The sequence below is a fragment of the Bradyrhizobium sp. Leaf396 genome (assembly GCF_001424605.1).
Lineage (GTDB): Bacteria > Pseudomonadota > Alphaproteobacteria > Rhizobiales > Xanthobacteraceae > Bradyrhizobium > Bradyrhizobium japonicum_C.
Window position 1 is genome coordinate 20,239 of sequence record NZ_LMQJ01000045.1, and the last position, 23,030, is coordinate 43,268.

The following is a 23,030-nucleotide window of genomic DNA, read 5'->3' on the forward strand; positions in this document are numbered from 1 at the left end:
CATGATCATCGAGTTTCGCTGTGAGCGCGAGTACGCGCGGCAATGGATGGACCGCGAGATGCTGTCCGTCGATGGCCGAGACGTTCCGGTTCAGATCGTATGGATGCCAACGGCGGAGGCGCGGCCCGCAGGTCTCGATGCCCTGTTCGAGCTCGAACGCATGGTGTTGCGCAAGGGCAAGCGCAGCGGCGCCGACAGACTGAAGGTCATTCCGGAACGGGCATCGGCTGACGGCGACGCGGCGGACGTGATCGTCGATTTTACGAGCGCCGCGCGGGATCCCAACTGCTCTGCCCGACTGTATCTTCGTCCGCTCTTCAATGAAGCCGCAGGCGAAAACGCCGCGCTGGCCGCCATTCTCGCCGGCGACCTGCCCGTGATCGACATCATCAACGAGATCGACGGTTCAGTTCTCGACCGCGGCCATCCATCGGCGGAGATTGCCGCGGGCCTCAGCGGCGCGCTTGAAACGGTCATGGCGCGAACCCTGACCATGGTGGCGGCGATCCTGTCGGGAAGGCCGCGCATTGTCCCGCAGTTGGCCCGGCCGGCCGGAAATGGCCCACGCCGCGGACCCGCCGGCTTTGTTGCTCGCGGCCTTGCCGTATCGATCGCAAAAGAGATTTATCGTCTCTGCTGCTATGCTCCGCATTGGCATATCGGCTGGCGCTTCAATGATGGCGCGGGCGTCTGGCAGACCGGAGATCTGTCGGGCCCAAGCTGGACGGTTCTGGGAGATCCTGGAAACCACTTCTACGCAGATCCCTTTCCCATCACGTGGCAGGGACGAACTTTCGTCTTCTTTGAGGATCTCGATCACCGCGTCGGAAAGGGCATCATTTCGGCGATCGAGTTCAACGACGCGGGCCCGGTGGGAGAAGTCGTGCCTGTGCTGGAGGAGCCCTGGCACCTCTCCTATCCCTTTCTGATCGAGAGCGACGGCGCCCTGTGGATGATCCCGGAGAGCTCGCTTAACGGCGACGTCACGCTCTACAAGTGCGTTCGTTTTCCGGACAAGTGGGAGCGGCACGCGACGCTGCTGTCCGGACTTGAACTGGCGGACGCGACCATCACGCAGCATGACGGCCTGCATTATCTGTTTGGCGCTTGGCGCGACGGAACCGGCGGTTATTCGGATTCGCTCGCGATCTATTGCGCCGATCGTCTCTTGGGACCCTGGTCGCCCCACGCCAGCAATCCGGTCCTCATCGACCGCGCAAGCACGCGGCCGGCGGGGAATTTCGTCACCCTCAATGGCAAATTGTGGCGACCGGTCCAGGACTGTTCCGATGGCTACGGCGCAGCCCTTGCGCTAGCGGAGGTCGTCGAACTGTCGCCGACGACATTCAGGCAGATCGTCCGCCACTCGCTGAGGCCAGGACCGCTTTGGCCGGGCAGGAAGCTGCACACGCTGAACCGCTGCGGCCGGCTCGAGGTGATCGACGGATCGCGCGTTCAACCCAAAACTCGCGCATTCGCAAGTCAATTTCCGTCGATGGTCTCGTCTGCACGAACCAGCCCGAGTTCGACTGTTTGATCCGCATTTCGCTCGCCCATCGGCTCACGGCTATCGGAGCTCTCGCGTGTCCCGTCACTTGGCCGCGTCGATCCAGATACCCGGAGGTGAATGCTCGCGGATGTGGCTGACCAGGAAGTCCGAGAAGACCCTGATCTTCGCGGGCAGCCTGACGCGGTTTTGATAGGCGATGTTCATGGTGAGCAGAGGCAGCTCCCAGCCCATCAGGACCGGCACCAGCCGGCCCGCCGCGATGTCGCCCTGCACGATGTAGAGCGGCTGGATCAGGATGCCGAGCCCTGCACGCGCCGCACCACAGATGATCTGGCCGTCATTGCTGTCGAGTGTCGGCGCGATGCGAATGGTCTGCGTGGTGCTGCCCTGGCTGAGCCGCAGCGAATACGGATCGTTGGCAAGGTTGTAGATCAGCATGTTGTGGCGGGCGAGATCAGCAGGATGCTCCGGCCGGCCATGCTTCTCCAGGTAAGAGGGAGCTGCCGCAAGCACACGATGCATCTGGCCGATGCGGCGGACGATGATGTTGGAATCCGGCTCGTGCTCGCGCGTGCGGATCGCAACGTCAATGCCGGCTTCGATGAAGTCGGGATAGCGGTTTGCACTGATGATCTGCACGCTGAGATTGGGGTAGAGCGCGCGGAAGGCGGGCAGCATCGGCGCCAGATAGATCATCGCGAAGGAGAGCGAGCTCGTTACGCGCAGCATGCCCTTGGGTGACAGCGCGCGGTCGGAGACGGCGTCCTCGGCCTCGGCCAATTCGTTCAAGAGCGTGCTGCAGCGCTGCAGTAGCTCCTGTCCGGCTTCAGTCAGCCATTGCCGGCGGGTGTTGCGTTCGATCAGCCGGACCGCAAGCCGCTCCTCCAGCGCGCTGAGGTGACGACTGACAGCCGCGTTCGACATCCGCAGAGCTTCGGCGGCTTTGGAGAGACTGCCGAGTTCAGCGGTTTTGGAGAAGACCTCGAGCTGGAGCAGTCGGTCCATTTTTACGGAATGAGGAAAAGAGACTTACAAAGTTTGACCTTTATTTCCGATTTCTGCAAGGCAAAATGGCGCCAACAAAACACCGTCGCAGGCGAGGAAACAGGGAAATGTCGGGCCCGATCAGGCACATCGTGATGTGGCGGCTGCGCGGGGAGACCCCAGAGGAGCGCTCCGCCGCACGGCTCAAGGTCAAGACCCTGTTCGAGGGCCTGATGGGTCGGATCGACGGCCTCACCCACGTCGAGGTCGGCATGGACGTCAGCGCGGTCGATTACGCATGCGACGTGGTCCTGCTCTCCGAATTCAAGGACCAAGCCGCCCTTACCGCCTACGCCAACCACCCGGAACATCTGCGCGTGCGCGAGGCGCTGGGCGACTTGCGCATCGGGCGCTACCAGGTCGATTATCCCATCGAAGAGACCGGCGCATGATCGGTTCGTTCACCTTTGAAAACTTGCCCTCCCGCGTCGTGTTCGGCAGCGGAACGCTTGCGCAAGCCGCGGCCGAAATCGAGCGGCTCGGCGGCAAGCGCGCGCTGATCCTGACGACCCCGCAGCAGGAGAATCAAGGCAGGAACCTGGGCACGGCTCTCGGCCCGCTCTATGCCGACATCTTTCCCGGCGCCACCATGCACACGCCGGTGGAGGTCACGGAACGCGCGCTCGCCGTGATGAAAGCCTGTGCGGCCGACTGCGTCGTCGCGCTCGGCGGCGGCTCGACCACCGGCCTCGGCAAGGCGCTGGCCCTGCGCACCGGCGTCAACCAGCTCTGCATTCCCACCACCTATGCCGGCTCCGAGATGACGCCGATCGTCGGCCAGACCGAGAACGGCCTCAAGACCACGGTGCGCGATGCGGCGATCCTGCCGGAGACCGTGATCTACGATGTCGATCTCACCCTGACGCTGCCGGCGAGCCTCGCCGCCACATCCGGCATCAATGCGATCGCGCATGCTGTCGAGGCGCTCTACGCACGCGATACCAATCCAGTGACGTCGCTGATGGCGGAAGAAGGCATCCGTGCGCTGGCGCGCGCCCTGCCCGCGATCGCCACGAACAGCAACGATCGCGAGGCACGCACCGAAGCACTCTACGGCGCCTGGCTGTGCGGCGTCTGCCTCGGCACAGTCGGCATGGCGCTGCATCACAAGCTCTGCCACACGCTCGGCGGCACTTTCGACCTGCCGCACGCCGAAACACACACCATCGTGCTGCCGCATTCCCTCGCCTACAACGCACCGGCCGTGCCCGATACGATGACGCGCATCTCGCGCGCAATCGGCGCCACTGACGCATCCCAAGGACTCTTCGAACTGGCGAGGCGGCTGGGTGCCACGCTCGCGTTGCGCGATATCGGCATGCCCGAGAGCGGAATCGATAAGGCTGCCGATCTTGCGGTCACCAATGCGTACTGGAATCCGCGCCCGCTTGAACGGAACGCCATCCGCGACCTGATCGCACGGGCCTGGGCCGGCGAGCCGCCGGGCGCCATTAAAGCTGCGGCTTGAAGCGATGCGACGCACGCTGATCAGATCAGCCACCGTCATCAGCATGGATGACGCGATCGGCGACCTCCGCACCGGCGACGTGCTGGTCGAAGGCGACCGCATCGTTGACGTGCTGCCGTCCATCGACCTCGGCAGCGGCGAGGCGGAGATCTTTGATGGGACCGGCCGCATCGTCGTCCCCGGTCTCATCAACGCGCACATGCACACCTGGCAGACAGGCTTGCGCGGCTTTGCCGCGAACTGGACGCTGCTGGAATATTTCCGCCGCATGCATGCCGGGCTCGCGACCGTATTCCAGCCCGACGACATCTACATCGCCACACTCGTCGGGGCGCTGAATCAGATCAACCATGGCGCCACCACACTGGTCGACTGGTGCCACAACAACCCGACGCCCGATCATACCGACGCTGCCGTCCGCGGCCTGCTCGAGAGCGGCATCCGCGCAGCCTTCTTCCACGGCTCGCCCAAGCCCGAACCGAAGCCAGGCGAGCCGCATTTCTCGGAGGTGCCGCATCCACGCCGCGAGGTCGAGCGGCTGCTCGCAGGCGCCCTCGCCGACCGTGACGGTCTCGTCACGCTGGGACTTGCTATCCTGGGACCGCACTATTCGACCCTCGACGTCGCCATGCACGATCTCCGCCTTGCGCGTGAGCTCAACCTGATCGCATCGATGCATCAGGGCGGCGGCCCGGCCAAGACGCCCGGCGGCTGGGAGAAGCTGATCGAGGCCGGGTTCGTCGGTCCGGGCGTGAACATCGTCCATGGCAACGATCTGGCCGATGAACTCCTGGACCGGATGGTTGATCTCGGCGTGTCCTTCTCGGTGACACCTGAGAACGAGATGATCCAGGGCCACGGCTTCCCGATCACCGGACGCCTCCTGAAACGCGGCGTGCGGCCGACGATCGGCATTGATCTGGAATCCGTGCTGGCCGGCGATCTTCTCTCGGCCGCCCGCGTCGCGCTCTCCATGCAGCGCGCACTCGACAATGCGGAGTCGAGAAAGACGAGCGGCACGATACCGGTGACGACCACAATTCCGGTCCGCGAGGCACTGCGCTGGGTCACGACAGAAGGTGCCCGCATGCTCGGCCGCGAGCACCAGATCGGATCGCTGACGCCGGGCAAGCTCGCCGACCTCGTCATCATCGACGCCTCCCATCTCAACCTCGTCCCGGTGCATGATCCCGTCGCGACCGTCGTGATGCAGACGAGCCTTGCCAACATCGAGGCCGTCATGATCGGCGGCAGCTGGAAGAAGCGAAATGGCCGATTGCTGGTTGACGGGCTGGAGTCGAAGAAACAGCGGCTTGCGCAATCCGGCGAGCGGCTGGTGCAAGACATCAAACGACAGGGACGCGCTGCCTGACGGCGCAAATGGACAACAACAATGACCGACGCTTTGGGGAACGTTGCCTTCATCGGAATCGGCAAGATGGGCCTGCCCATGTCGGTCCTCGTCGCCAAGGCCGGTTTTGCCGTCACTGCGTTCGACCAGAGCGCGGTGCGGATCAACGAGGCACGCGCGCAAGGCATCGCGGTCGCCGCATCGCCGGCGGAGGCCGTGCGCGGCAAGGCGGCTGTCGTGACGTCCTTGCCAGATGACGCTGCCCTGCGTGGGGCGCTGCTCGGCCCCACCGGCCTCATCGCCGCGATGACGCCCGGTGCTGTTCTCATCGAGACCAGCACGGTGAGTGTCGAAGCCTCCGCCGAGATCGCAGCTGCCGCGCAAAGCCGCGGCATTGCCTATCTTCGCTCCCCCGTGTCCGGCAATGCCAGCATCGTGCATACGGGCGCGCTGACTTGCTTCGTATCAGGGCCGAAAGAGGCGTTCGAGGGCGCAAAGCCGCTGTTCGCCGCCTTCACCCGGGCCCAGACCTATCTCGGCCCGGCCGAGGAAGCGCGCTACGCGAAGCTCTCGGTCAATCTGATGATCGCCGTATCCGCCGCGATGATGGCGGAGAGCCTGGCGCTGGCGCGCAAGGGCGGCATTGCCTGGCAGGACATCCTGAAGGTTCTCGACGACAGCGCCGTGGCTTCGCCGATGGTGAAGTACAAGACCGCGCCGCTGCGGACCCGTGATTTCGAGTCCACCTTCTCCTGCAGGCAGATGGCCAAGGATCTCGACCTCATCCTCGGCGCCGGGCACGCCGTCGGCGTGCCACTTCAGCTGGCCGCGCAGGTGCGCGAGACCTATGGCGCGCTTGTCGCGCAGGGCGATGGCGAGACCGACTTCATTGCGACCGTCAAGCATCTCGAGCGGCTGTCCGGCCTCGACGAACCGAAGCTGTGATCCACGGAGACACTTATGCGCAACTTCAACGAGAACACGATCACGGACGCAGTGCTGGAGCGGATCGCCGGGGCAACCGACCCCCGCGTCAAGCAGGTGAGCGAAGCGCTGGTGCGTCACCTTCACGCTTTCGTTCGCGAGGTGCGGCCAACCCAGAAGGAGTGGGAATTCGGCATCGACTTCCTGACCCGCACTGGACACATGTGTAACGACAAGCGCCAGGAGTTCATCCTGCTGTCGGATACGCTCGGCGTCTCGATGCTGGTCGATGCCATCAACCACCCAGTGCCGGAGGGCGCGACCGAGACCACGGTGCTTGGCCCGTTCTTCGTTCAGGCAGCCCCGGAAAAGGATAGCGGCGCCGATATCTCCGGCCCGATGGAAGGCGATCCAATGCTCGTCACCGGCTCGGTCTCGACCGTGGACGGCAAGCCGCTCGCGGGCGCCGTGGTCGACGTCTGGCACTCCGACGATGACGGCTATTACGACGTGCAGCAACTCGACAAGATCGGCGATCTCGCGATGCGCGCCCGCTTCCACACCGACGCCAACGGCCGCTTCCATTTCTGGTCGATCAAGCCGGCGGCCTATCCTATTCCGCATGATGGCCCGGTCGGCGAGATGCTGGAGGGACAGGGCCGCCATCCCTGGCGTCCAGCCCATGTGCACTTCATGATCTCGGCGCCTGGTTTCGAGCAGCTCGTGACACACGTGTTCGTTGCGGGCGACCAGTATCTCGACAGCGACGTGGTGTTCGGCGTCAAGGACAGCCTGATCCGTGAATTCGTTCGCCATCCCGCCGGTCGTGCGCCGGATGGTCGCATGGTGGAGCGCGAGTATTTTCATCTCAACTACGATTTCGGCCTGAAGACGCTCGCGAGCAACGCGAGAGCCGCTTAAGCTGAACGACGGACCAACAAGAGTCCGCCAACAGGGAGCAGACGGGAGCTGAGGATGGGACCGCCGGTCAGCACGGGCATATTGGCCGAGCGCCTCACCGGCATGATCGGCTGGCGCGCGAGCGTCGCGCGCGGCGTGCTCGATCAACATGGCCAGAGCGAATCGCATTATCGGAGCCTGCCGCCCGACATCGTCGTCTTTCCTGAAACCACGCAGGAGGTCGCCGAGATCGTCAAGCTCTGCGCCGGTGCGGGCATGCCGATCGTTCCGTTCGGTGCTGGTACCTCGCTCGAAGGCAATGCGGCCGCGGTCGCCGGCGGCGTCTGCTTCGACTTCGCACGGATGAACAAGGTGCTGGCGGTCCACGACAGCGACATGGACGTCGTGGTGCAGCCGGGCATCACGCGCAAGCGGCTCAACGCGGAACTGCGCAATACAGGCCTGTTCTTTCCGATCGACCCTGGCGCCGACGCCTCGATCGGCGGCATGACGTCGACGCGCGCCTCCGGCACCATGGCGGTGCGCTACGGCACCATGAAGGACAACGTCATGGCACTGGAGGTGGTGCTTGCCGACGGGCGCGTGATCCGCACCGCGAAGCGAGCGCGCAAGTCGGCGGCCGGCTATGACCTGACGCGCATGTTCGTCGGCGCGGAGGGCACGCTGGGCGTCATCACCGAGATCACCTTGAAAGTCCATCCCGTGCCGCATGCGATCTCGGCGGCGGTCTGCAGTTTCGACACCCTGCACGACGCCGTGGACACCGCGATCTCGGTGATCCAGTCCGCGATCCCGGTGGCGCGCATCGAGCTGCTCGACGACGTCATGATGCGCGGCATCAACGCCTACGCCAAGCTCGGCTATCGCGAGAGCCCCACCCTGTTCTTCGAATTCCACGGCTCCGAGAGTTCTGTCGCCGAGCAGGCCGAGGCCGCGCAGGCGATCGCCGCCGACCATGGCGGCCACGGCTTCGCCTGGGCCAAGGCGCCGGAAGACCGCAGCCGGCTCTGGCACGCCCGCGACAACACACTTTATGCCGGCCTCGGCCTGCGCCCCGGCGCACGCGCGGTGATCACCGATGTCTGCGTGCCGATCTCGCGCCTCGCGGAATGCCTGACCGAGACGCGGCGCGATGCGGACGCGCACGGCTTTACCGCGCCGATCGTCGGCCATGTCGGCGACGGCAATTTCCACATGCTGATCCTGATCGATCCGGCCAAGCCGGAGGAGGTCGAAGGCGCAAAGTCGCTGCAGGCCCGGATGGTCGCCCGCGCCATCGCCATGGACGGCACCTGCACCGGCGAACATGGCATCGGTCTCGGCAAAATCGGTTATCTCGTCGACGAGCTCGGCGAGGCTGTCGACGTGATGCGGTCGATCAAGACCGCGCTCGATCCGAATGGTCTGATGAACCCCGGAAAGATCTTTGCAGGCGGAGCCAAGGCATGAGTGAAAAGTCATGAGCGACGCGCTCCGGATCGAAGTCACCTCACCCACGCCGCTGCTGGAGCTGCGCGGCATCAGCAAGGAATTTCCCGGCGTCAAGGCGCTCGACGACGTGTCCTTTGCCGTCTACCCTGGCGAAGTGCACATGCTGCTCGGCGAGAACGGCGCCGGCAAGTCGAGCCTGATGAAGGTGCTGTGCGGCGCCTACCGCGCCGACGCAGGCGAGTTCTACTACAAGGGCGAGACGGTCGCGATCGAGTCCGCTGCCGATGCGCAGAAACTCGGCATTGCCGTAATTTTCCAGGAATTCTCGCTGGTCCCCCATCTCGACATCGCCCAGAACATTTTCCTCGGGCGTGAGCCGAAGGGCCGTATTCCCGGCACCATCGATCGACGCAAGATACTGGCCGACGCCAAACGCGTACTCGACACCATCGGCTTCGACATCGATCCCTCCACCACCGTCGACAAGCTCGGCGTGGCGCAGCAACAGATGGTCGAGATCGCGAAGGCGATCAGCCAGAACGCACGTATCCTCGTGATGGACGAACCCACGGCGGCGCTGTCCGACCGCGAGACCGAGCTCTTGTTCGCCTTGATCGGGCGGCTCAAGGCCGACGGCGTGTCGATCGTCTACATCTCGCATCGCATGGCCGAGGTGTTCGCGCTCGGCGATCGCATTACTGTCCTGCGCGACGGCCGCCGCATCGACGGCGTCAAACCTGCCGACGTGACGCCTGAGCAGTTGGTGCGCATGATGGTCGGCCGCAACGTCGACATGACCTATCCGCGCAATTTCGCCGACAAGCCGGGTGAGGTGCTGCTGGAAGTCAAGGGCCTCAGCGCTTCGACCGGCATTTCCGACATCAACATCGAGGTGCGCCGGGGCGAGATCGTCGGGCTATGCGGCCTGGTCGGCTCCGGCCGCAGCGAGGTCGCCCGCGCCATCTTCGGCGCCGATCCCGTGACGTCGGGCGAGATCATCTTCGACGGCAAGGTCATTTCCGGCGAGCCCGACCTCGCCGCCCGCCGCGGCATCGCCCTGATCCCGGAGAGCCGCAAGAGCGAAGGCCTCGCGCTGCTGCGCTCGGTCAGCGACAACCTCGTGGTGTCCGCGCTCAAGAAGCTGTTTCCGAGCGGCCTGTTCGATCAACGTAGCGCGCAGCGTACCGCCGACGGCCTGATCCGCCAGTTGCGCATCGCAACCCCGAGCGCTCGCCAGACCGTCGGCCTGCTCTCGGGCGGCAACCAGCAGAAGGTCGTGATCGGCAAATGGCTGGCGGCCGGCTCGAAGCTGTTCATCTTCGACGAGCCGACGCGAGGCATCGACATCGGCGCGAAGTCCGAGATCTTCGCGCTGATCGACCGCCTCGTTGCGGAAGGCGCGGCGGCCCTGATGATCTCGTCCGAGCAGGTCGAGATCTGCCATGTCTGCGACCGCGCCTATGTGATGCGCGAGGGGCGCATCGCCGGGCATCTGACACGCAACGAACTGACCGAGGAGAACATCGTGCGATTGGGGATGCATCATGCGTGAGGCCGCTGTCGTCGCTCAGCCCAATCCGCTGCAACGCATTCCCGGCGTTGCCATGGTGCTGGCGCTTCTGATCGCCCTGTTCAGCGTGATCGCGCCCGGCTTCCTGTCGGTCGCCAACCTCTCCAACGTGCTGGTGCAGTCGACCATCCTGACCATGCTCGCACTGCCGATGACCTTGATCATCATGACTGAAGGCCTCGACCTGTCGATGGGCGCGGTGCTGACGCTGACCTCGCTCTGCGTCGCGATCGTATCGCTTGCAACGAAATCGATGCTGCTGGGCCTTGGCGCCGGCCTGCTTGTCGGCACGGTCTTCGGCGTTGCCAACGGCTGGCTGGTTGCGATCGTGGGCATCCCGCCCTTCGTGGCAACGCTCGGCACGCTCGGAATGGCGCAGGGCCTGTCGCTGATCGTCAGCGACGGCCAGAGCGTGGTCGGCATTCCCCACAGCGTGCGCGATATCTACTCGGCGACCTTTCTGGGCATCCCCGTTCCGATAGTGATGGCGCTGGTGACCTACGCCGCCTTCCACGCCCTGCTCTATCACACCCGCTTCGGCACCTACATCTTCGCGCTCGGCGGCAATCGCGAGGCGCTGCGCTATGCGGGTCTTTCGCCGAACCGCCTCCTGATCGCGGTCTATGCAATCGGCGGCGCCATGGCAGGCATTGCCGGCCTGTTGATGACCGCGCGGATGAATTCCGGCCACCCCACCGCCGGCCTCGGGCTCGAATTCGATGCCATCGCGGCCGTCGCCGTCGGCGGCACCTCGTTCGAGCGCGGCAATGGCTGGCTGCTCGGCACGCTGCTCGGCGTGCTCTCCGTCGGCGTGCTGCGCAACGGGCTGAACCTGATCTCGCTGCCGTCCTCGGTGCAGGTCGCAAGCGTCGGCGTTCTCGTCATCCTCGCCCTGTTCCTCGATGGCCTCAGGAGCCGCGCATGACCGACATCACTAAGGGCGCCATCGCGCCGCCCCGCTCCTTCCTGTCACAGGACGCGATCCAGCTGTTCTATCGCCTGCTCGCGGCGCTCCTGATCTGCGCGGTGCTCGCCGTGCTGAGCGACTCCTTCCTGAGCCTCGGCAACATCCTCAATGTGCTCAGGCAGGCGAGCCTCACCTTCTTCATCGCCTCCGGCCTCACGCTGGTCGTTCTGACGGCGGGCCTCGATCTCTCCGTTGGCGCCAATGTCGCGCTGTCGGCCTGCCTCGCCGGGACCGTGATCCATACGACGGGCTCGCCGGTGCTCGGCATCCTCACCGGGCTCGCCTCCGGCGGCATCGTCGGCCTGGTCAACGGGATCATGGTCACCGCGCTGCGCATCCCCTCCTTCATCGCGACCTACGGCATGCTCTGGGTGCTGAACGGCCTCACCTATTGGTACATGGCCGGCGAGACGCTGCACGGTTTCCCCGCCGGCTTCCGCCAGATCGGCAGCGGCTATCTGTTCGGCCTGCCGATCCCGGTCTATCTGCTGCTGGTCTTCCTCGGCATCGGAACGTTCTTCGCGCAGCGCACGGTCTGGGGCCAGGAGATCTATGCGATCGGCGCCAATCCGGTCGCGGCGCGCCTGTCGGGCATTCCGGTCGCGCGCCGCCTGCTGCTGGTCTACGCGGTCTCCGGCACCATGGCGGGATTAGCCTCGATCATCTTCCTGTCCCGGCTCAATTCGGCGGAGGCCGACATTGGCGAAAGCCTGACGCTGCCCGCGATCGCGGCCGTGCTGATCGGCGGCACCTCGCTGTTCGGCGGTGTCGGCACCGTGTTCGGCACCTTCATCGGCGCGCTGATCCTCACCCTGGTTCTGAACGGCATGAACCTGCTCGCGGTCAGCGCCAACTGGCAGCCGCTCGTCACAGGCGTCATCGTCATTCTCGCGGTCTGGCTCGACATGAAGACCCGCCGCCGCGCGCAATGAGCACTTGGAAGTCCAACAAGCAAAATGAGGGATGGAGGCAACATGAAAACGAAACTGGGACATCTGGCGCTGCCGTTGCTGATGGCGACTGCGTTCACAACAGGAGCGCGTGCCGACGGCGAGACCATCGCCGTCTTCACCAAGAACCAGACCAACCCGTTCTTCCAGACGGTGCGGGTCGGCGCCGACAACATGGCGAAGACGATGAACGCGAAGACGCTGCAATACATCCCGACCAAGCCGGACTCGATCCCGGAGCAGCTCAGCCAGATCGAGGACGTCGTGGTGAAGAAGCCGAGCGCGATCGTCTTCACGCCGGTCGACTACAAGGCGATGGTGCCGGGCGTGGAGAAGATCAACGAGGCCAAGATCCCGGTCGTCAACATCACCGACCGCTCCGCCGGCGGCAAGTTCCTCTCCTTCATCGGCGCCGACGATTACAGCCTCGGGCTCGAGACCGCGCGCTTCCTGCTCAAGACCCTCGGCGGCAAGGGCAACATCGTCATCATCGAAGGCGTCAAGGGTTCACTGACCAATGTCGACCGCGTCCGCGGCTTCAATGACGCATTGAAGGAGGCTCCGGGCGCCAAGCTCCTGGCCTCGCAGCCCGGGAACTATCAACGGCTCCAGGCGCTCCAGGTGATGGAGAACCTGATGCAGTCGAACCCGCAGATCGACGGCGTGCTCGCCGCCAACGACGCCATGGCGGTCGGCGCGATCGAGGCGCTCGATGGTGCCAACCGGAAAGCGCAGGTGATCGGCATCAACGGCACCAAGGAGGCGATCGACGCGATCAAGGCGGGCAAGCTGCTGGCGAGCGGCGACTACAACGGTTTCGCGCAAGGTTGCCTCGGCACCATGATGGCGATCCGCGCCTTGCGCAGCCAGCCTGTCATCGCCGAGATCGTGCTGAAGCCGACCGTCATCACCAAGGACAATTACAAGCCCTTCGACGTGCCGCTGGAACAGCGGACCTGCCCGACCTTCGAGGATGCCGGCAAGCTCAGCGCGAAGTAGACTGACCGGTCACCACGAACCCGGACGGCCGCTGCTGCGGCCGTCCCAAGACTGAATCAAGACACGGAGACACCATGCTGTTCGCCATTCACGCCCTCGACCGCGCCGGGGCGCTGCCGACACGGCTTGCCAATTACGACGCCCACAAGACGTTCCTGAGCGACACCTCGCGCTTCGGCGTCCAGATCGTGATGTCAGGACCGCTCGTCTCCGACGATGGCCAGACGATGATCGGCAGCCTGTTCCTGATCGAGGCACCCGGCCGCAAGGAGGTCGAAGCCTTCAACAGCGCCGATCCCTTTGCCTCGGCGGGGATCTGGGAAAAGGTGACGATCACGGGCTTCCTGCGCCGCCAGGGCTGAGGCCGGCCACGTCAAAATGCGAAAACAACCCCATGCACAGTAGAACGGGGTTGTTTCTGCTCGCGAATTGCCATCACGCCGAGCGGCCTCACATCCGAGGCCAATGCGGCCCCGGATCGGCGGTCAGTTTTGACACGTCGGGCAAAACAGGAGCATGATGCAATCATTCCGCAATTGTCGTTTCACGTCCTGCAGACCTGCCACAGGCGCTGCAACAATTGCTACGCCGCCGTCGGCGCGCCCTCTTCCAGATGACACGCCACCCACTGCTCGGCTCCCGCCACGCGCAGCGTCGGCTCCTCGGTCCGGCAGCGGTCGAAGACGAACGGGCAGCGGGTGTGGAAGCGGCATCCGCTGGGCGGATTGATCGGGCTCGGCACATCGCCCTTGAGAATGATGGGATTGCGCTGGGCCCCGGGCTCGGGCAGCGGCACCGCCGAAAGCAGCGCCTTGGTGTAGGGATGTCTTGGCGCGGCGAATATGTCGCGGCGCGGTGCCACTTCCACGATCTTGCCGAGATACATCACCGCAACGCGGTGGGTCATGTGCTCGACGATGGCAAGATCGTGGCTGATAAACAATAGCGCCAACCCGAACTCGCTTTGCAGATCCTGCAGCAGATTGACGATCTGCGCCTTGACCGAGACGTCGAGGGCGGAGACGGCCTCGTCGCAGACGATCAATTCGGGCTCGGCCGCGAGCGCCCGCGCGATGCCGATGCGCTGGCGCTGGCCGCCGGAGAACTCGTGCGGCCGGCGGTTCAGCGCCTCGCGCGGCAGGCGCACGGTGTCCATGAGCGCGGTGACCCGCACCTCGAGGTCTTCGGCGGACTTGGCGAGACCGAAATTGCGGATCGGCTCAGCCAGAATGTCGCGCACGCGCATGCGCGGATTGAGGCTCGAGAACGGATCCTGGAACACCACCTGCACGCGGCGGCGCATCTGGCGCATCGTGCCTGGTGCGGCATCGTCGATACGCTTGCCGTCCAGGATGACCTGGCCCGAGGTGATGTCGAAAAGCCTCAGGATGGCACGGCCGACCGTCGATTTGCCGCAGCCGGACTCGCCGACCAGCGACAGCGTCTCGCCGCGGGCGATCTCGAGGGACACGCCGTCCACCGCGTAGACGAACTCGGACTTCCGGCTGAACAGGCCGGTCTTGACCGGAAAATGCTTCTTGAGGTCGTTGACCTGGAGTAGCGGAGGACTCATGCCGCAACGGCTCCCTTGGCCGCGTAGTGGCATGCGGCAATATGGCGAGGGCCCTTCTCTTCAAGTCCCGGCGCATATTGCCGGCAGAGATCGGTCGCAAGCGCACAGCGGCCCGCAAAGACACAGCCAACAATGGGCTTGCGGAGATCAGGCACCTGTCCTGGAATTTCGGCAAGCCGCCTCGCGGTGCCCACCAATGACGAGCCGAGCCGCGGTACCGCGCCAAGCAAACCTTGTGTGTAGGGATGTCGCGGCGAACGGAACAGTTCCGCGACGGGCGCCTCCTCGACCTTGCGGCCGGCATACATCACCATGACCCGTTCGGCGATTTCCGCGACGACGCCGAGATCGTGGGTGATCAGGATGATGGCCGCGCCAACCCGGCGCTTCAGGTCCAGCATCAGCTTCAGGATCTGGGCCTGGATCGTCACGTCGAGCGCAGTTGTCGGCTCGTCCGCAATCAGGAGCTTCGGGTTGCAGGCCAGCGCAACCGCGATCATCACGCGCTGGCGCATGCCGCCGGAAAGCTGGTGCGGATATTCCCGCACGCGGCGCTTCGGCTCGGGAATGCCGACCAGTGTCAGCATCTCGATCGCATGCGCCTCCGCTGCCTGCTTGTCGAGGCCCTGATGGATCATCAGGGTCTCCCGGATCTGACGGCCGACGGTCAGGACCGGATTGAGGCTCGTCATCGGCTCCTGAAAGATCATCGAGATGTCGTTGCCGCGGATGGCACGCATCTCGCGATCGGACAGCTGGAGCAGGTCCCTGCCCGCAAAGCGGATGGTGCCGGCAATCCTGCCCGGCGGCTCCGGGATCAGCCGCATCAAGGACATCGAGGTCACCGACTTGCCGCAGCCGGACTCGCCGACGATGGCGAGCGTCTCGCCCTCGTTGACATGGAAGGACACCCCGTCCACCGCGCGATTGATGCCGCCCGGGGTACGGAAATGGGTCTGGAGGTTCTCGACTTCGAGCAAAGCCATGGGCGGTCAGCCTCGATCCATCAGAGGCAACATCACAGACTCTTGGCCATGCGCGGGTCGAGCGCATCGCGAAGGCCGTCGCCGAGCAGGTTCACGGCGAGCACCGTGACCGACAGGAACGCCGCGGGAAAGAACACGATATACGGCTTCACCTGCCACAGCGCGCGCCCCTCAGCCATGATGTTGCCCCAGGACGGGATGGTGGGCGGCGTGCCGGCGCCGATGAAGGACAGGATCGCCTCGGTGATCATGGCGCTGGCGCAGATATAAGTCGCCTGCACCAGCATCGGCGCCACCGTATTGGGCAGGATATGGCGCAGGATGATCATCGGCGTGCGCGTGCCGCAGGCCACGGCCGCATCCACATAGGGCTGCTCGCGCAGCGACAGCACCACGCTACGGACGAGGCGCGAAACGCGCGGGATTTCGGCGACGGTGATCGCCAGGATGACGTTGCCGACGCTGCCGCGGGTCAGCGCCATCAGCGCGATGGCCAGCAGGATGGGCGGTATCGACATCAGGCCGTCCATGAAACGCATCAGGATGCCGTCGGCCCAGCGGATGAAGCCGGAGATCATGCCGATGGCGAGGCCAACTGCGGACGCGAAGATCGCGACCGACAGCCCGACCGTGAGCGAGACCCGGGCGCCGTAGAGAACGCGCGAATAGATGTCGCGGCCGAGCACGTCGGTGCCGAACCAGAAATCGGCCGACGGCGCCCTTGTGCGCTTGGCGGGTGCAAGCGCCGTCGGGTCGACCGTGCCGAGATAGGGTGCAAAGACCGCGATCAGGACCAGCGTCAGCAGCAGCGCGCCGCCGATCGCGACCGTCGGATGGCCGCGCAAGAGGCCGACGAAGCCACGCCGGATCGCGACCGGCCGCAGGATGTCAGGCAGCTGCGGCGCGAGAACGAGACCGGCCGGTAGCGATTGCGGATTGACTGTCGTATCGGTCAATAGCGGATCCTCGGGTCAACGAGCGTGTAGACGACGTCGATCATCAGATTGACGAGGACGTAGACGAAGCTGAACAGCAGCACGATGCCCTGAATCACCGGATAGTCGCGGCGCAGGATCGCGTCGATCGTGAGGCGCCCGAGGCCGGGGATCGCGAACACGCTCTCGGTCACGACCGCGCCGCCGATCAGGAGCGCGATGCCGATCCCGATCACGGTGACGATCGGCACCGCCGCATTCTTGAGCGCGTGAATGAACAAAATGCCGCCCTGGCCGAGGCCCTTGGCCTTGGCGGTGCGGATGTAGTCCTGCTGCAAGACCTCGAGCATGGCGGCGCGGGTGATGCGCGCGACCAGCGCGATGTAGACGCAGCCGAGCGCGATCGCCGGCAGGATCAGGTTCTCCAGCCACGGCCAGAAACCTTGCGTCAGCGGCGTGTAACCCTGCACCGGCAGCCATTCCAGCTCGAGTGCGAAGATGTAAGCGAGCATGTAGCCGACCACGAACACGGGCAGCGAGAAGCCGAACACCGCAAAGCCCATGATGACGCGGTCGATCAGGCTGCCGGCCTTCCATGCCGCCACGACCCCGAGCGGCACCGCCACCACGATGGTGAGCATCAGCGTGACGATCATCAGCGACAGCGTCGGTCCGAGACGCTGGCCGATCATCGCCGAAACCGGCAGGTTGGTGAAGATGGAGGTGCCGAGATCGCCGTGCAGGATGCGCCAGACCCAGCCTCCGAACTGGACCAGGAAGGGCCGGTCGAGGCCGAGGCTCTGCCGGATGCGCTCCACATCCTCCGGGCTCGCCTGGTCGCCCGCGATCACCACGGCCGGATCTCCCGGCGCGATGTAGAGCAGGCTGAACACGAACAGCGCAACGATCGCCATCACCGGCAGGGTCGCGACGATGCGGCGGAGGATGTAGGAGAGCATCTGGCTTCAGCGCACGGTCATGCGGACTTCGACACGCCCCAGAAGAACGGCAGCGGCCCCTTGGCGATGCCGGAGACGTTCTTGCGCCACGCGGTGTAGCTCAGGAAGAAGCCCGTCGGCGCGTAGACGACGTCATCGAGCGCCGCCTTGTTGAGACGACCGATGGCAGCCTTCTCCTCGTCGAGGTTCTTGGCCTCGAACCATGATGCGACCTCCTTCTCGGTGCCGGGGCTGTTCGGCCATCCGAACCAGGCCTTGTCGCCGTTGGCGCGAATGGCGGTGTACGGCGCCGGATTGATGCAGTCGGCGCCCGCATGCCAGGTGTGGAACATGTTCCAGCCGCCCTGACCTGGCGGCGTCTTCTGCGCGCGGCGGGAGCCGACCGTGCCCCAATCGGTGGCGACGAAGTCGACGTTCATGCCGATCTTCTTGAGGAGGTCGGCGGTCACGTCGCCCTGCGCCTTGGTGATCGGCTGGTCCTGCGCCACGAGGCACGTCACCGGCTGCCCGGAATAGCCGCTCTCGGCGAGCAGCTTCTTGGCGGCATCGAAGTCGCGCTTGCCCTTCAGTATCTCGCCACCCGCTTCGCTGTACAGCGGCGTACCCGGCGTGAAAAAGCCGGGCAGCGGCTTCCAGAGCGCAGTGTCGTCGCCGACGATGGCACGCATGTAGTCTTCCTGGCTGAGCGCCATCAGAACCGCACGCCGCGCCCGCACGTCGTTGAAGGGTGCGAACAGATGGTTCATGCGGAACGAGCCGATATTGCCGAGAGGATCGCCGATATCGACGCTGATGTTCTTGTTCTTCTTCAGGACCGGCACAAGATCGGCGATCGGGCTTTCCCACCAATCGACTTCGCCGTTCTGCAAGGCGGCGGCCGCCGTGGCCGGGTCCGGCATCACGATCCATTCCACGCGATCGACCAGGATCTGCTTGCCGCCCGCGAGCCAGGATGCCTTCTCCTGCCGCGGCACATAGTCGGTGAACTTCTCGAACACCGCCTTCGCGCCCGGCACCCACTCGCCCTTGGCGAACTTCATCGGCCCGGAGCCGACATATTCGGTGATCTGCTTGAATGGATCGGTCTGCGCGATGCGCTCGGGCATGATGAACGAGCACGGCGAGTTGTTCTTCGCCAGCGCGTAAAGCATCTTCGGGAAGGGCTGCTTCAGGACCCATTTGAAAGTGCGGTCGTCGACGGCGGTGAGTTCCTGCTGCAGAGCCTTGATCATCAGCCCCATCGGATCGCGGGCCGCCCAGCGACTGAGGCTCGCGACAACATCCTTGCTCAGCACCGGCTCGCCGTCATGAAACTTGAGCCCGGGACGCAGCTTGAAGGTCCACGTCGTGCCGTCGTCCGTCACCTCCTCGGATTCCACCATCTGGCGCTGCGGCTGGAGCGAGGAATCGATGCCGTAGAGCGTGTCCCAGACCATCGCGGCCGCATTGCGCACAACATATTGCGTGCCCCAGATCGGGTCGAAATTGGCAAGATTGGCCTGCGGGACGAAGCGCAAGGTCCGGGCGGATGCGCCTTGCGCGATCGCCGGTGCCGAGAGGCCGGTCAATGCGAGACCGCCTGCGCCGGCCAGCCCCTTCAATACGGTCCTGCGATCCATGAAGTCCTCCCAGTCGTGACGTGATGCCGGCCAACTTTTGGCCAAGAGCGGGTGAAGCCAGAGCCCATTGGCTTGCAAATGGTATGCCACTAACCGACCTTCGCTCGGGGGATCTCACCCCACCCCGCTGTGGCCTTTCAGGAGACCCCGACCGACATCTTCACGTGCGACCGCGGATGACGGCAGGTCTCCCGGCTCGCGGATCATCACCGCTTCGTCGCCGTCCCGGAACGAGGACCCACCGGCTTGTGACGAAGGATTCTCCGCTCACAGTTGCGGGGCGGCCGCGGCATTGGGGACAAGGCACCGCATTCCCTTTTCATTCCCTCTCGGGAAAACCGTCGCGAGCATCTAGGATGACCATCAAGACAGAGGCAATGTATCGCATGCGACGCTATTGCCACGGCGACCAACTTCTTTGGAGATGAGCATGGAAGGCGAGACCTTCCTCTGGCTGATACGGCATGCGGTCGTCGAGGGCCTGGCCGGGACGATCCATGCTGCCGATGCGCGGGCCGATCTCGGCGACCACGCAAAGTTGGCGGCGCTGCGACACCGCTTGCCGCGGGACGGCACCAGCTATGCCAGCCCGTCGCGACGCACGGTCGAGACGGCGCGCGCACTGGGACTCGAACCGGCGCTGGTCAGCGAGTTCCGCGAGCAGGATTTCGGCGACTGGACCGGCCATCGGCATGACGAACTCGCGGCGAGCGGTGGCGAGACTTACGCGCGGTTCTGGCGCGACCCGGCGCGCGGGCGGCCGCCCAACGGCGAGAGCTTTGCGGATCAAGTCGCGCGCGTCCGGTCAGGCCTGGCAAGGATTGACGCAGGCTCCGCAACGCTGGTCGTGCATTCCGGCACGATCCGCGCGGTGCTGTGCATCGCGCTCGATCTCACACCGGACGCCGCGCTGCGCTTCGTGATCGATCCGTTGTCGCTCACCCGGATCGACCGGCTCGCACGCGGCTGGCGCGTCGTCTGCGTCAATCAGCAGGTCAGCTAGGCCTGTCAGGCACGTTGGCCTGCGCGAACGTCGCCATATCGTTGTGAAGTGCGCAGGCCGAGCGGACCAGCGGCAACGCGATGGCCGCACCCGATCCCTCGCCCAGCCTGAGATCGAGGCTGATCAGCGGCTGCACGTTCAGGGCGCGCAGCACCAGCCGATGTCCCTGCTCCGCCGATTGGTGCGACGGCAACAGGAACGGCTGGCATGACGGATTGAGGCGCGCCGCCGCCAGCGCTGCGACGGATACGATGAAGCCGTCGATCAATACAGGAATGCGGGCTTGCGCAGCCGCAATGGTCGCGCCTGCGATCGCTGCGATCTCCAGGCCGCCGACGGCGCACAGGATCTCCTCGGCCGAGCCTCCCGCGAGCCCGTGGCGTGCAATTGCTGCATCGATCACCCGCGCCTTGCGCGCGCGACCGGCCGCATCGACGCCGGTCCCGCTGCCCGCGATCTCCTCGGCGCTCACCGCAAGCAGGCTCGCCGCAATCGCCGCAGAGGTCGTGGTGTTGCCGATGCCCATCTCGCCGAAGATCAGGAGATCAGGCTGACCGGCCTCCGCCCGCACCACGGCGCGCCGGCCGGCTTCGAATGCGAATGCCAACTCCGCAGACGTGAGCGCAGCTTCGACGCTGAAATCGCGCGTGCCATGGCGCGGCTTGTCAACGACGATCCCCGCCGTCGGCTCGGTCGCCAGCGTGCCGGCGTCGACCACCTCCAGACGCGAGCCAAGCTCGCGCGCCAGCACCGAGATCGCAGCACCGCCGGAGGCGAAATTCGCCATCATCGCGATGGTCACTTCTTGCGGATAGGCCGACACGCCCTGCGCGACGATGCCGTGATCCCCGGCGAAGATGATGATCGGCGCCCGCGAAGCGCGGGGCTGCTCTGTCGCCTGCAGACCCGCAAGCTCGATTGCGAGCTGCTCCAGCCGGCCGAGCGCCCCGGTCGGCTTTGTGAGTTGCGCCTGCCGCACGATCGCCGCCTCGCGATGACGGACGGAAATCTCGGGGCACTCTCGGTAGACCCATTCGGGGAGCATGCTGCCTCGCTCAATGCCGGCGCTTGAGAATGTAGCTGTCCATGATCCAGCCATGCCGCTCGCGCGCCTCCTGCCGCAGCGCGACGATGCGCGGACCGGCCTCGGCGAGCGCACCGGAGAGAATGGTCTGATCTTGCATGCCGAGATAGGCGCCCCACCAGATGTGAAGATCCGCCGGATCGAGCGACTGGAACGCCGTGCCGCCGTCGAGCATCACCACCACGGTATCGACTCCGTGCGGCCAGCCCTCGTCACGCAAGCGCCGCCCCGTCGTGACCAGGAACGGCTCGCCGATCTCGTTGAGCGGCAGCGCATGGGCGGCGCACAGCGCCTGGATCGAGGTGATGCCGGGCACGACTTCGATCTTCGGCAACGGATCGAGCCGCCGTGCAATGCGCAGCGAGGAATCGTAGAGCGACGGATCGCCCCAGATCAGCAGCGCGATCTTGCCATCACCTTCGAGATGATCCGCGATCGTCTTCGACCAGGTCGCGGCGACCGCATCGTGCCAATCGTCCACGCCCTTGCGGTAATCAGCTTCTCCGGCGTCGCGCACGGGAAGATCGAACTCGACGATCTGCGTTCTGCCGCTGGTGAGCACGTCCGCGCAGATCGTTCGCCTGAGATCCGCGAGATCGGATTTCGCCGTGCCCTTGCGCGGGATGAGGACGAGATCGGCCGCGTTGATGGCGGCGACTGCAGCGCGCGTGAGCTGCGCGGGATCGCCGCAGCCGATGCCTATCAGGGAGAGCGTGAGCATCGCGAGCGCGACGGACGGCCGCAACGGCCGTCCAATCGCTTGTCTCTCAGGCCGCGTTGTGCAGGCGCGGGGTGACGAGGCCAGGCGCGGTGACGCCGCGCAGCGACTTCGCCAGCGCCAGCACGGCAAGATCGGCCAGCGGCTCGATCACGATGACCAGCGCGTAGGAGGCGGCAAACGTTGCGATGTTGGCGAGGTTGGTCATCGCAAAGCCAGAGCCATAGAGCGCCCAGAATGCGACCCAGGCGATCACGCCGGCCTGATAGGTCGTCGAAAGCGCCAGCGCCTGACCGTACTTCAAATCGACATAGGCGGTGTTGCGGGCAATGATCCGCGTGGCGATCGCCTGGATCGCGAACAGCGGCACCAGCAGGGTGGTGACGTTCATGCCGTATTGCGGCAGGTCGGCCGGCTCGAACAGCATGCCCTGAAGCAGCAGACCGAACGCAAGACCGAAAGCAGCAGGCGCGGCACCGAACAGCAGGAACAGCGTAGAGCCGAGGATGAAGTGCACCTCTGACACGCCGACCGGGAAGTGCGGCAGGATCTCGAAGAAGACGAACACGAGCGCCGTGGTGGCCAGCGTACGTGCCGCGAACGAGCCGATTCCCTGCTCGCGCACGGTCTCGACCGCGAGCTTCAACGCAACGCCGCCTGCGGCGATGCCGGTTGCGTAACTCAACACGAGCTTGCCGCCCGTCACGATTCCGGGTTCGATATGCATGGCTCAGTTCCTTCCTGCCGTCACACCCGACGGCCTTGGCCTCAACACGTGCACGGCCGGTCTCCTGGCTCGCGGTTCACTGGGGTTCTCCGGCCTTCCCGGACCTTGCGGCCCAGTGGCTGATCGGAGCCCCTCACCGCTTACAGTCGCGGGGGCGGCTGGGGTTTGGGGCGCCGAAACTGGGTCCGCCCACCCCCATTCCCGATTATGCTCCGGCGCTTTGCGCCGCGGTGAGCACCATGCCTCTCCTGTGTGCGCCTTTCGCGAGCCGGGCGTCAAGGGGCGAAAGGC

At 65.2% G+C, this 23,030-nt stretch carries 22 protein-coding genes and 2 riboswitches; of the genes, 13 read left to right on the top strand and 9 right to left on the bottom strand.

All coding sequences use genetic code 11. The features are described from left to right. Position 1 precedes the first annotated feature (1 nt). Positions 2-1,537: a glucosamine inositolphosphorylceramide transferase family protein gene (locus tag ASG57_RS27555; protein ID WP_024339990.1), complete on the top strand. Its 1,536-nt coding sequence runs from the start codon at positions 2-4 to the stop codon at positions 1,535-1,537. A 54-nt stretch (positions 1,538-1,591) separates the two neighbouring features. Here the strand turns inward: ASG57_RS27555 and ASG57_RS27560 are convergent, their stop codons facing one another. Continuing rightward, entirely contained in the window at positions 1,592-2,515 is a 924-nt protein-coding gene (locus tag ASG57_RS27560) for a LysR family transcriptional regulator (protein ID WP_024339989.1), read from the bottom strand. Positions 2,516-2,622: 107 nt separating this feature from the next. Here ASG57_RS27560 and ASG57_RS27565 point away from each other — a divergent pair, with 107 nt between their 5' ends. From ASG57_RS27565 to ASG57_RS27615, 11 genes are all read left to right on the top strand, one after another. Next, entirely contained in the window at positions 2,623-2,946 is a 324-nt protein-coding gene (locus ASG57_RS27565; protein WP_024339988.1) for a Dabb family protein, read from the top strand. Continuing rightward, the gene (locus ASG57_RS27570; protein WP_024339987.1) at positions 2,943-4,022 is read left to right on the top strand and encodes a maleylacetate reductase; all 1,080 of its coding nucleotides are present in this window, start codon (positions 2,943-2,945) and stop codon (positions 4,020-4,022) included. Before ASG57_RS27565 ends, ASG57_RS27570 begins: the two co-directional genes overlap by 4 nt. Positions 4,023-4,026: 4 nt before the next feature. Beyond that, positions 4,027-5,394, top strand: coding sequence for an amidohydrolase family protein (locus tag ASG57_RS27575; protein ID WP_024339986.1), 1,368 nt, complete (start codon positions 4,027-4,029; stop codon positions 5,392-5,394). Positions 5,395-5,415: 21 nt separating this feature from the next. Further along, positions 5,416-6,318, top strand: coding sequence for an NAD(P)-dependent oxidoreductase (locus ASG57_RS27580; RefSeq protein ID WP_057198505.1), 903 nt, complete (start codon positions 5,416-5,418; stop codon positions 6,316-6,318). Positions 6,319-6,333: 15 nt separating this feature from the next. After that, complete coding sequence (locus tag ASG57_RS27585; protein WP_024339984.1) at positions 6,334-7,218, top strand: intradiol ring-cleavage dioxygenase; 885 nt, start codon at positions 6,334-6,336, stop codon at positions 7,216-7,218. A 54-nt stretch (positions 7,219-7,272) separates the two neighbouring features. Continuing rightward, on the top strand, positions 7,273-8,667 hold the full coding sequence (locus ASG57_RS27590; RefSeq protein ID WP_057198507.1) for an FAD-linked oxidase C-terminal domain-containing protein: 1,395 nt from the start codon (positions 7,273-7,275) through the stop codon (positions 8,665-8,667). 10 nt (positions 8,668-8,677) lie between these two features. Then, positions 8,678-10,201 carry a sugar ABC transporter ATP-binding protein gene (locus ASG57_RS27595; protein WP_024339982.1) on the top strand — a complete coding sequence of 508 codons (1,524 nt, stop codon included), beginning with the start codon at positions 8,678-8,680 and terminating at the stop codon, positions 10,199-10,201. After that, the gene (locus ASG57_RS27600; protein WP_024339981.1) at positions 10,194-11,144 is read left to right on the top strand and encodes an ABC transporter permease; all 951 of its coding nucleotides are present in this window, start codon (positions 10,194-10,196) and stop codon (positions 11,142-11,144) included. The genes ASG57_RS27595 and ASG57_RS27600 overlap by 8 nt, the downstream gene beginning before the upstream one ends. Next, on the top strand, positions 11,141-12,118 hold the full coding sequence (locus ASG57_RS27605) for an ABC transporter permease (RefSeq protein WP_024339980.1): 978 nt from the start codon (positions 11,141-11,143) through the stop codon (positions 12,116-12,118). The genes ASG57_RS27600 and ASG57_RS27605 overlap by 4 nt, the downstream gene beginning before the upstream one ends. A gap of 42 nt (positions 12,119-12,160) precedes the next feature. Next, positions 12,161-13,135, top strand: a complete 975-nt coding sequence (locus tag ASG57_RS27610; RefSeq protein ID WP_024339979.1) for a sugar ABC transporter substrate-binding protein — start codon at positions 12,161-12,163, stop codon at positions 13,133-13,135. Positions 13,136-13,209: 74 nt separating this feature from the next. Next, positions 13,210-13,497, top strand: coding sequence for a YciI family protein (locus tag ASG57_RS27615; protein WP_024339978.1), 288 nt, complete (start codon positions 13,210-13,212; stop codon positions 13,495-13,497). A 221-nt stretch (positions 13,498-13,718) separates the two neighbouring features. Here the strand turns inward: ASG57_RS27615 and ASG57_RS27620 are convergent, their stop codons facing one another. The 5 genes from ASG57_RS27620 to ASG57_RS27640 are packed head-to-tail and all read right to left on the bottom strand — an operon-like array spanning position 13,719 to position 19,207. Continuing rightward, a complete protein-coding gene (locus ASG57_RS27620) occupies positions 13,719-14,708 on the bottom strand; it encodes an ABC transporter ATP-binding protein (protein ID WP_024339977.1) in 990 nt (329 codons plus the stop codon). After that, positions 14,705-15,694, bottom strand: a complete 990-nt coding sequence (locus ASG57_RS27625) for an ABC transporter ATP-binding protein (protein WP_024339976.1) — start codon at positions 15,692-15,694, stop codon at positions 14,705-14,707. Before ASG57_RS27625 ends, ASG57_RS27620 begins: the two co-directional genes overlap by 4 nt. A gap of 32 nt (positions 15,695-15,726) precedes the next feature. After that, entirely contained in the window at positions 15,727-16,650 is a 924-nt protein-coding gene (locus ASG57_RS27630; protein ID WP_024339975.1) for an ABC transporter permease, read from the bottom strand. Next, entirely contained in the window at positions 16,647-17,588 is a 942-nt protein-coding gene (locus tag ASG57_RS27635) for an ABC transporter permease (RefSeq protein WP_024339974.1), read from the bottom strand. Before ASG57_RS27635 ends, ASG57_RS27630 begins: the two co-directional genes overlap by 4 nt. A 17-nt stretch (positions 17,589-17,605) precedes the next feature. Continuing rightward, positions 17,606-19,207 carry an ABC transporter substrate-binding protein gene (locus tag ASG57_RS27640; protein WP_024339973.1) on the bottom strand — a complete coding sequence of 534 codons (1,602 nt, stop codon included), beginning with the start codon at positions 19,205-19,207 and terminating at the stop codon, positions 17,606-17,608. 164 nt (positions 19,208-19,371) lie between these two features. Continuing rightward, a riboswitch (cobalamin riboswitch) is annotated at positions 19,372-19,565 on the bottom strand. A gap of 72 nt (positions 19,566-19,637) precedes the next feature. Between ASG57_RS27640 and ASG57_RS27645 the strand changes: the two genes are divergently transcribed. Beyond that, on the top strand, positions 19,638-20,210 hold the full coding sequence (locus ASG57_RS27645) for a histidine phosphatase family protein (protein WP_024339972.1): 573 nt from the start codon (positions 19,638-19,640) through the stop codon (positions 20,208-20,210). Here the strand turns inward: ASG57_RS27645 and cobT are convergent. From cobT to ASG57_RS27660, 3 genes are read right to left on the bottom strand one after another with little or no spacing between them, the layout of a single operon-like run. Then, on the bottom strand, positions 20,203-21,255 hold the full coding sequence (gene cobT, locus ASG57_RS27650) for a nicotinate-nucleotide--dimethylbenzimidazole phosphoribosyltransferase (protein WP_024339971.1): 1,053 nt from the start codon (positions 21,253-21,255) through the stop codon (positions 20,203-20,205). The genes ASG57_RS27645 and cobT overlap by 8 nt on opposite strands. 10 nt (positions 21,256-21,265) lie before the next feature. Further along, the gene (gene cobF / locus ASG57_RS27655) at positions 21,266-22,015 is read right to left on the bottom strand and encodes a precorrin-6A synthase (deacetylating) (RefSeq protein ID WP_024339970.1); all 750 of its coding nucleotides are present in this window, start codon (positions 22,013-22,015) and stop codon (positions 21,266-21,268) included. Between the two features lie 46 nt (positions 22,016-22,061). Then, the gene (locus tag ASG57_RS27660) at positions 22,062-22,739 is read right to left on the bottom strand and encodes an energy-coupling factor ABC transporter permease (protein WP_024339969.1); all 678 of its coding nucleotides are present in this window, start codon (positions 22,737-22,739) and stop codon (positions 22,062-22,064) included. A gap of 37 nt (positions 22,740-22,776) precedes the next feature. Then, positions 22,777-22,996, bottom strand: a riboswitch (cobalamin riboswitch). Between the last annotated feature and the right edge of the window lie 34 nt (positions 22,997-23,030).

What these genes read in the sequence shown, in the direction of transcription:
- ASG57_RS27645 (WP_024339972.1), top strand. Translation starts at nt 19,638, where the DNA reads ATGGAAGGCGAGACCTTCCTCTGGCTGATACGGCATGCGGTCGTCGAG.
- ASG57_RS27560 (WP_024339989.1), bottom strand. Translation starts at nt 2,515, where the DNA reads ATGGACCGACTGCTCCAGCTCGAGGTCTTCTCCAAAACCGCTGAACTC.
- ASG57_RS27635 (WP_024339974.1), bottom strand. Translation starts at nt 17,588, where the DNA reads ATGCTCTCCTACATCCTCCGCCGCATCGTCGCGACCCTGCCGGTGATG.
- ASG57_RS27660 (WP_024339969.1), bottom strand. Translation starts at nt 22,739, where the DNA reads ATGCATATCGAACCCGGAATCGTGACGGGCGGCAAGCTCGTGTTGAGT.
- ASG57_RS27615 (WP_024339978.1), top strand. Translation starts at nt 13,210, where the DNA reads ATGCTGTTCGCCATTCACGCCCTCGACCGCGCCGGGGCGCTGCCGACA.
- cobT (WP_024339971.1), bottom strand. Translation starts at nt 21,255, where the DNA reads ATGCTCCCCGAATGGGTCTACCGAGAGTGCCCCGAGATTTCCGTCCGT.
- ASG57_RS27620 (WP_024339977.1), bottom strand. Translation starts at nt 14,708, where the DNA reads ATGAGTCCTCCGCTACTCCAGGTCAACGACCTCAAGAAGCATTTTCCG.
- ASG57_RS27555 (WP_024339990.1), top strand. Translation starts at nt 2, where the DNA reads ATGATCATCGAGTTTCGCTGTGAGCGCGAGTACGCGCGGCAATGGATG.
- ASG57_RS27575 (WP_024339986.1), top strand. Translation starts at nt 4,027, where the DNA reads ATGCGACGCACGCTGATCAGATCAGCCACCGTCATCAGCATGGATGAC.
- ASG57_RS27580 (WP_057198505.1), top strand. Translation starts at nt 5,416, where the DNA reads ATGACCGACGCTTTGGGGAACGTTGCCTTCATCGGAATCGGCAAGATG.
- ASG57_RS27625 (WP_024339976.1), bottom strand. Translation starts at nt 15,694, where the DNA reads ATGGCTTTGCTCGAAGTCGAGAACCTCCAGACCCATTTCCGTACCCCG.
- ASG57_RS27590 (WP_057198507.1), top strand. Translation starts at nt 7,273, where the DNA reads ATGGGACCGCCGGTCAGCACGGGCATATTGGCCGAGCGCCTCACCGGC.
- ASG57_RS27565 (WP_024339988.1), top strand. Translation starts at nt 2,623, where the DNA reads ATGTCGGGCCCGATCAGGCACATCGTGATGTGGCGGCTGCGCGGGGAG.
- ASG57_RS27570 (WP_024339987.1), top strand. Translation starts at nt 2,943, where the DNA reads ATGATCGGTTCGTTCACCTTTGAAAACTTGCCCTCCCGCGTCGTGTTC.
- cobF (WP_024339970.1), bottom strand. Translation starts at nt 22,015, where the DNA reads ATGCTCACGCTCTCCCTGATAGGCATCGGCTGCGGCGATCCCGCGCAG.
- ASG57_RS27585 (WP_024339984.1), top strand. Translation starts at nt 6,334, where the DNA reads ATGCGCAACTTCAACGAGAACACGATCACGGACGCAGTGCTGGAGCGG.
- ASG57_RS27610 (WP_024339979.1), top strand. Translation starts at nt 12,161, where the DNA reads ATGAAAACGAAACTGGGACATCTGGCGCTGCCGTTGCTGATGGCGACT.
- ASG57_RS27605 (WP_024339980.1), top strand. Translation starts at nt 11,141, where the DNA reads ATGACCGACATCACTAAGGGCGCCATCGCGCCGCCCCGCTCCTTCCTG.
- ASG57_RS27595 (WP_024339982.1), top strand. Translation starts at nt 8,678, where the DNA reads ATGAGCGACGCGCTCCGGATCGAAGTCACCTCACCCACGCCGCTGCTG.
- ASG57_RS27640 (WP_024339973.1), bottom strand. Translation starts at nt 19,207, where the DNA reads ATGGATCGCAGGACCGTATTGAAGGGGCTGGCCGGCGCAGGCGGTCTC.
- ASG57_RS27600 (WP_024339981.1), top strand. Translation starts at nt 10,194, where the DNA reads ATGCGTGAGGCCGCTGTCGTCGCTCAGCCCAATCCGCTGCAACGCATT.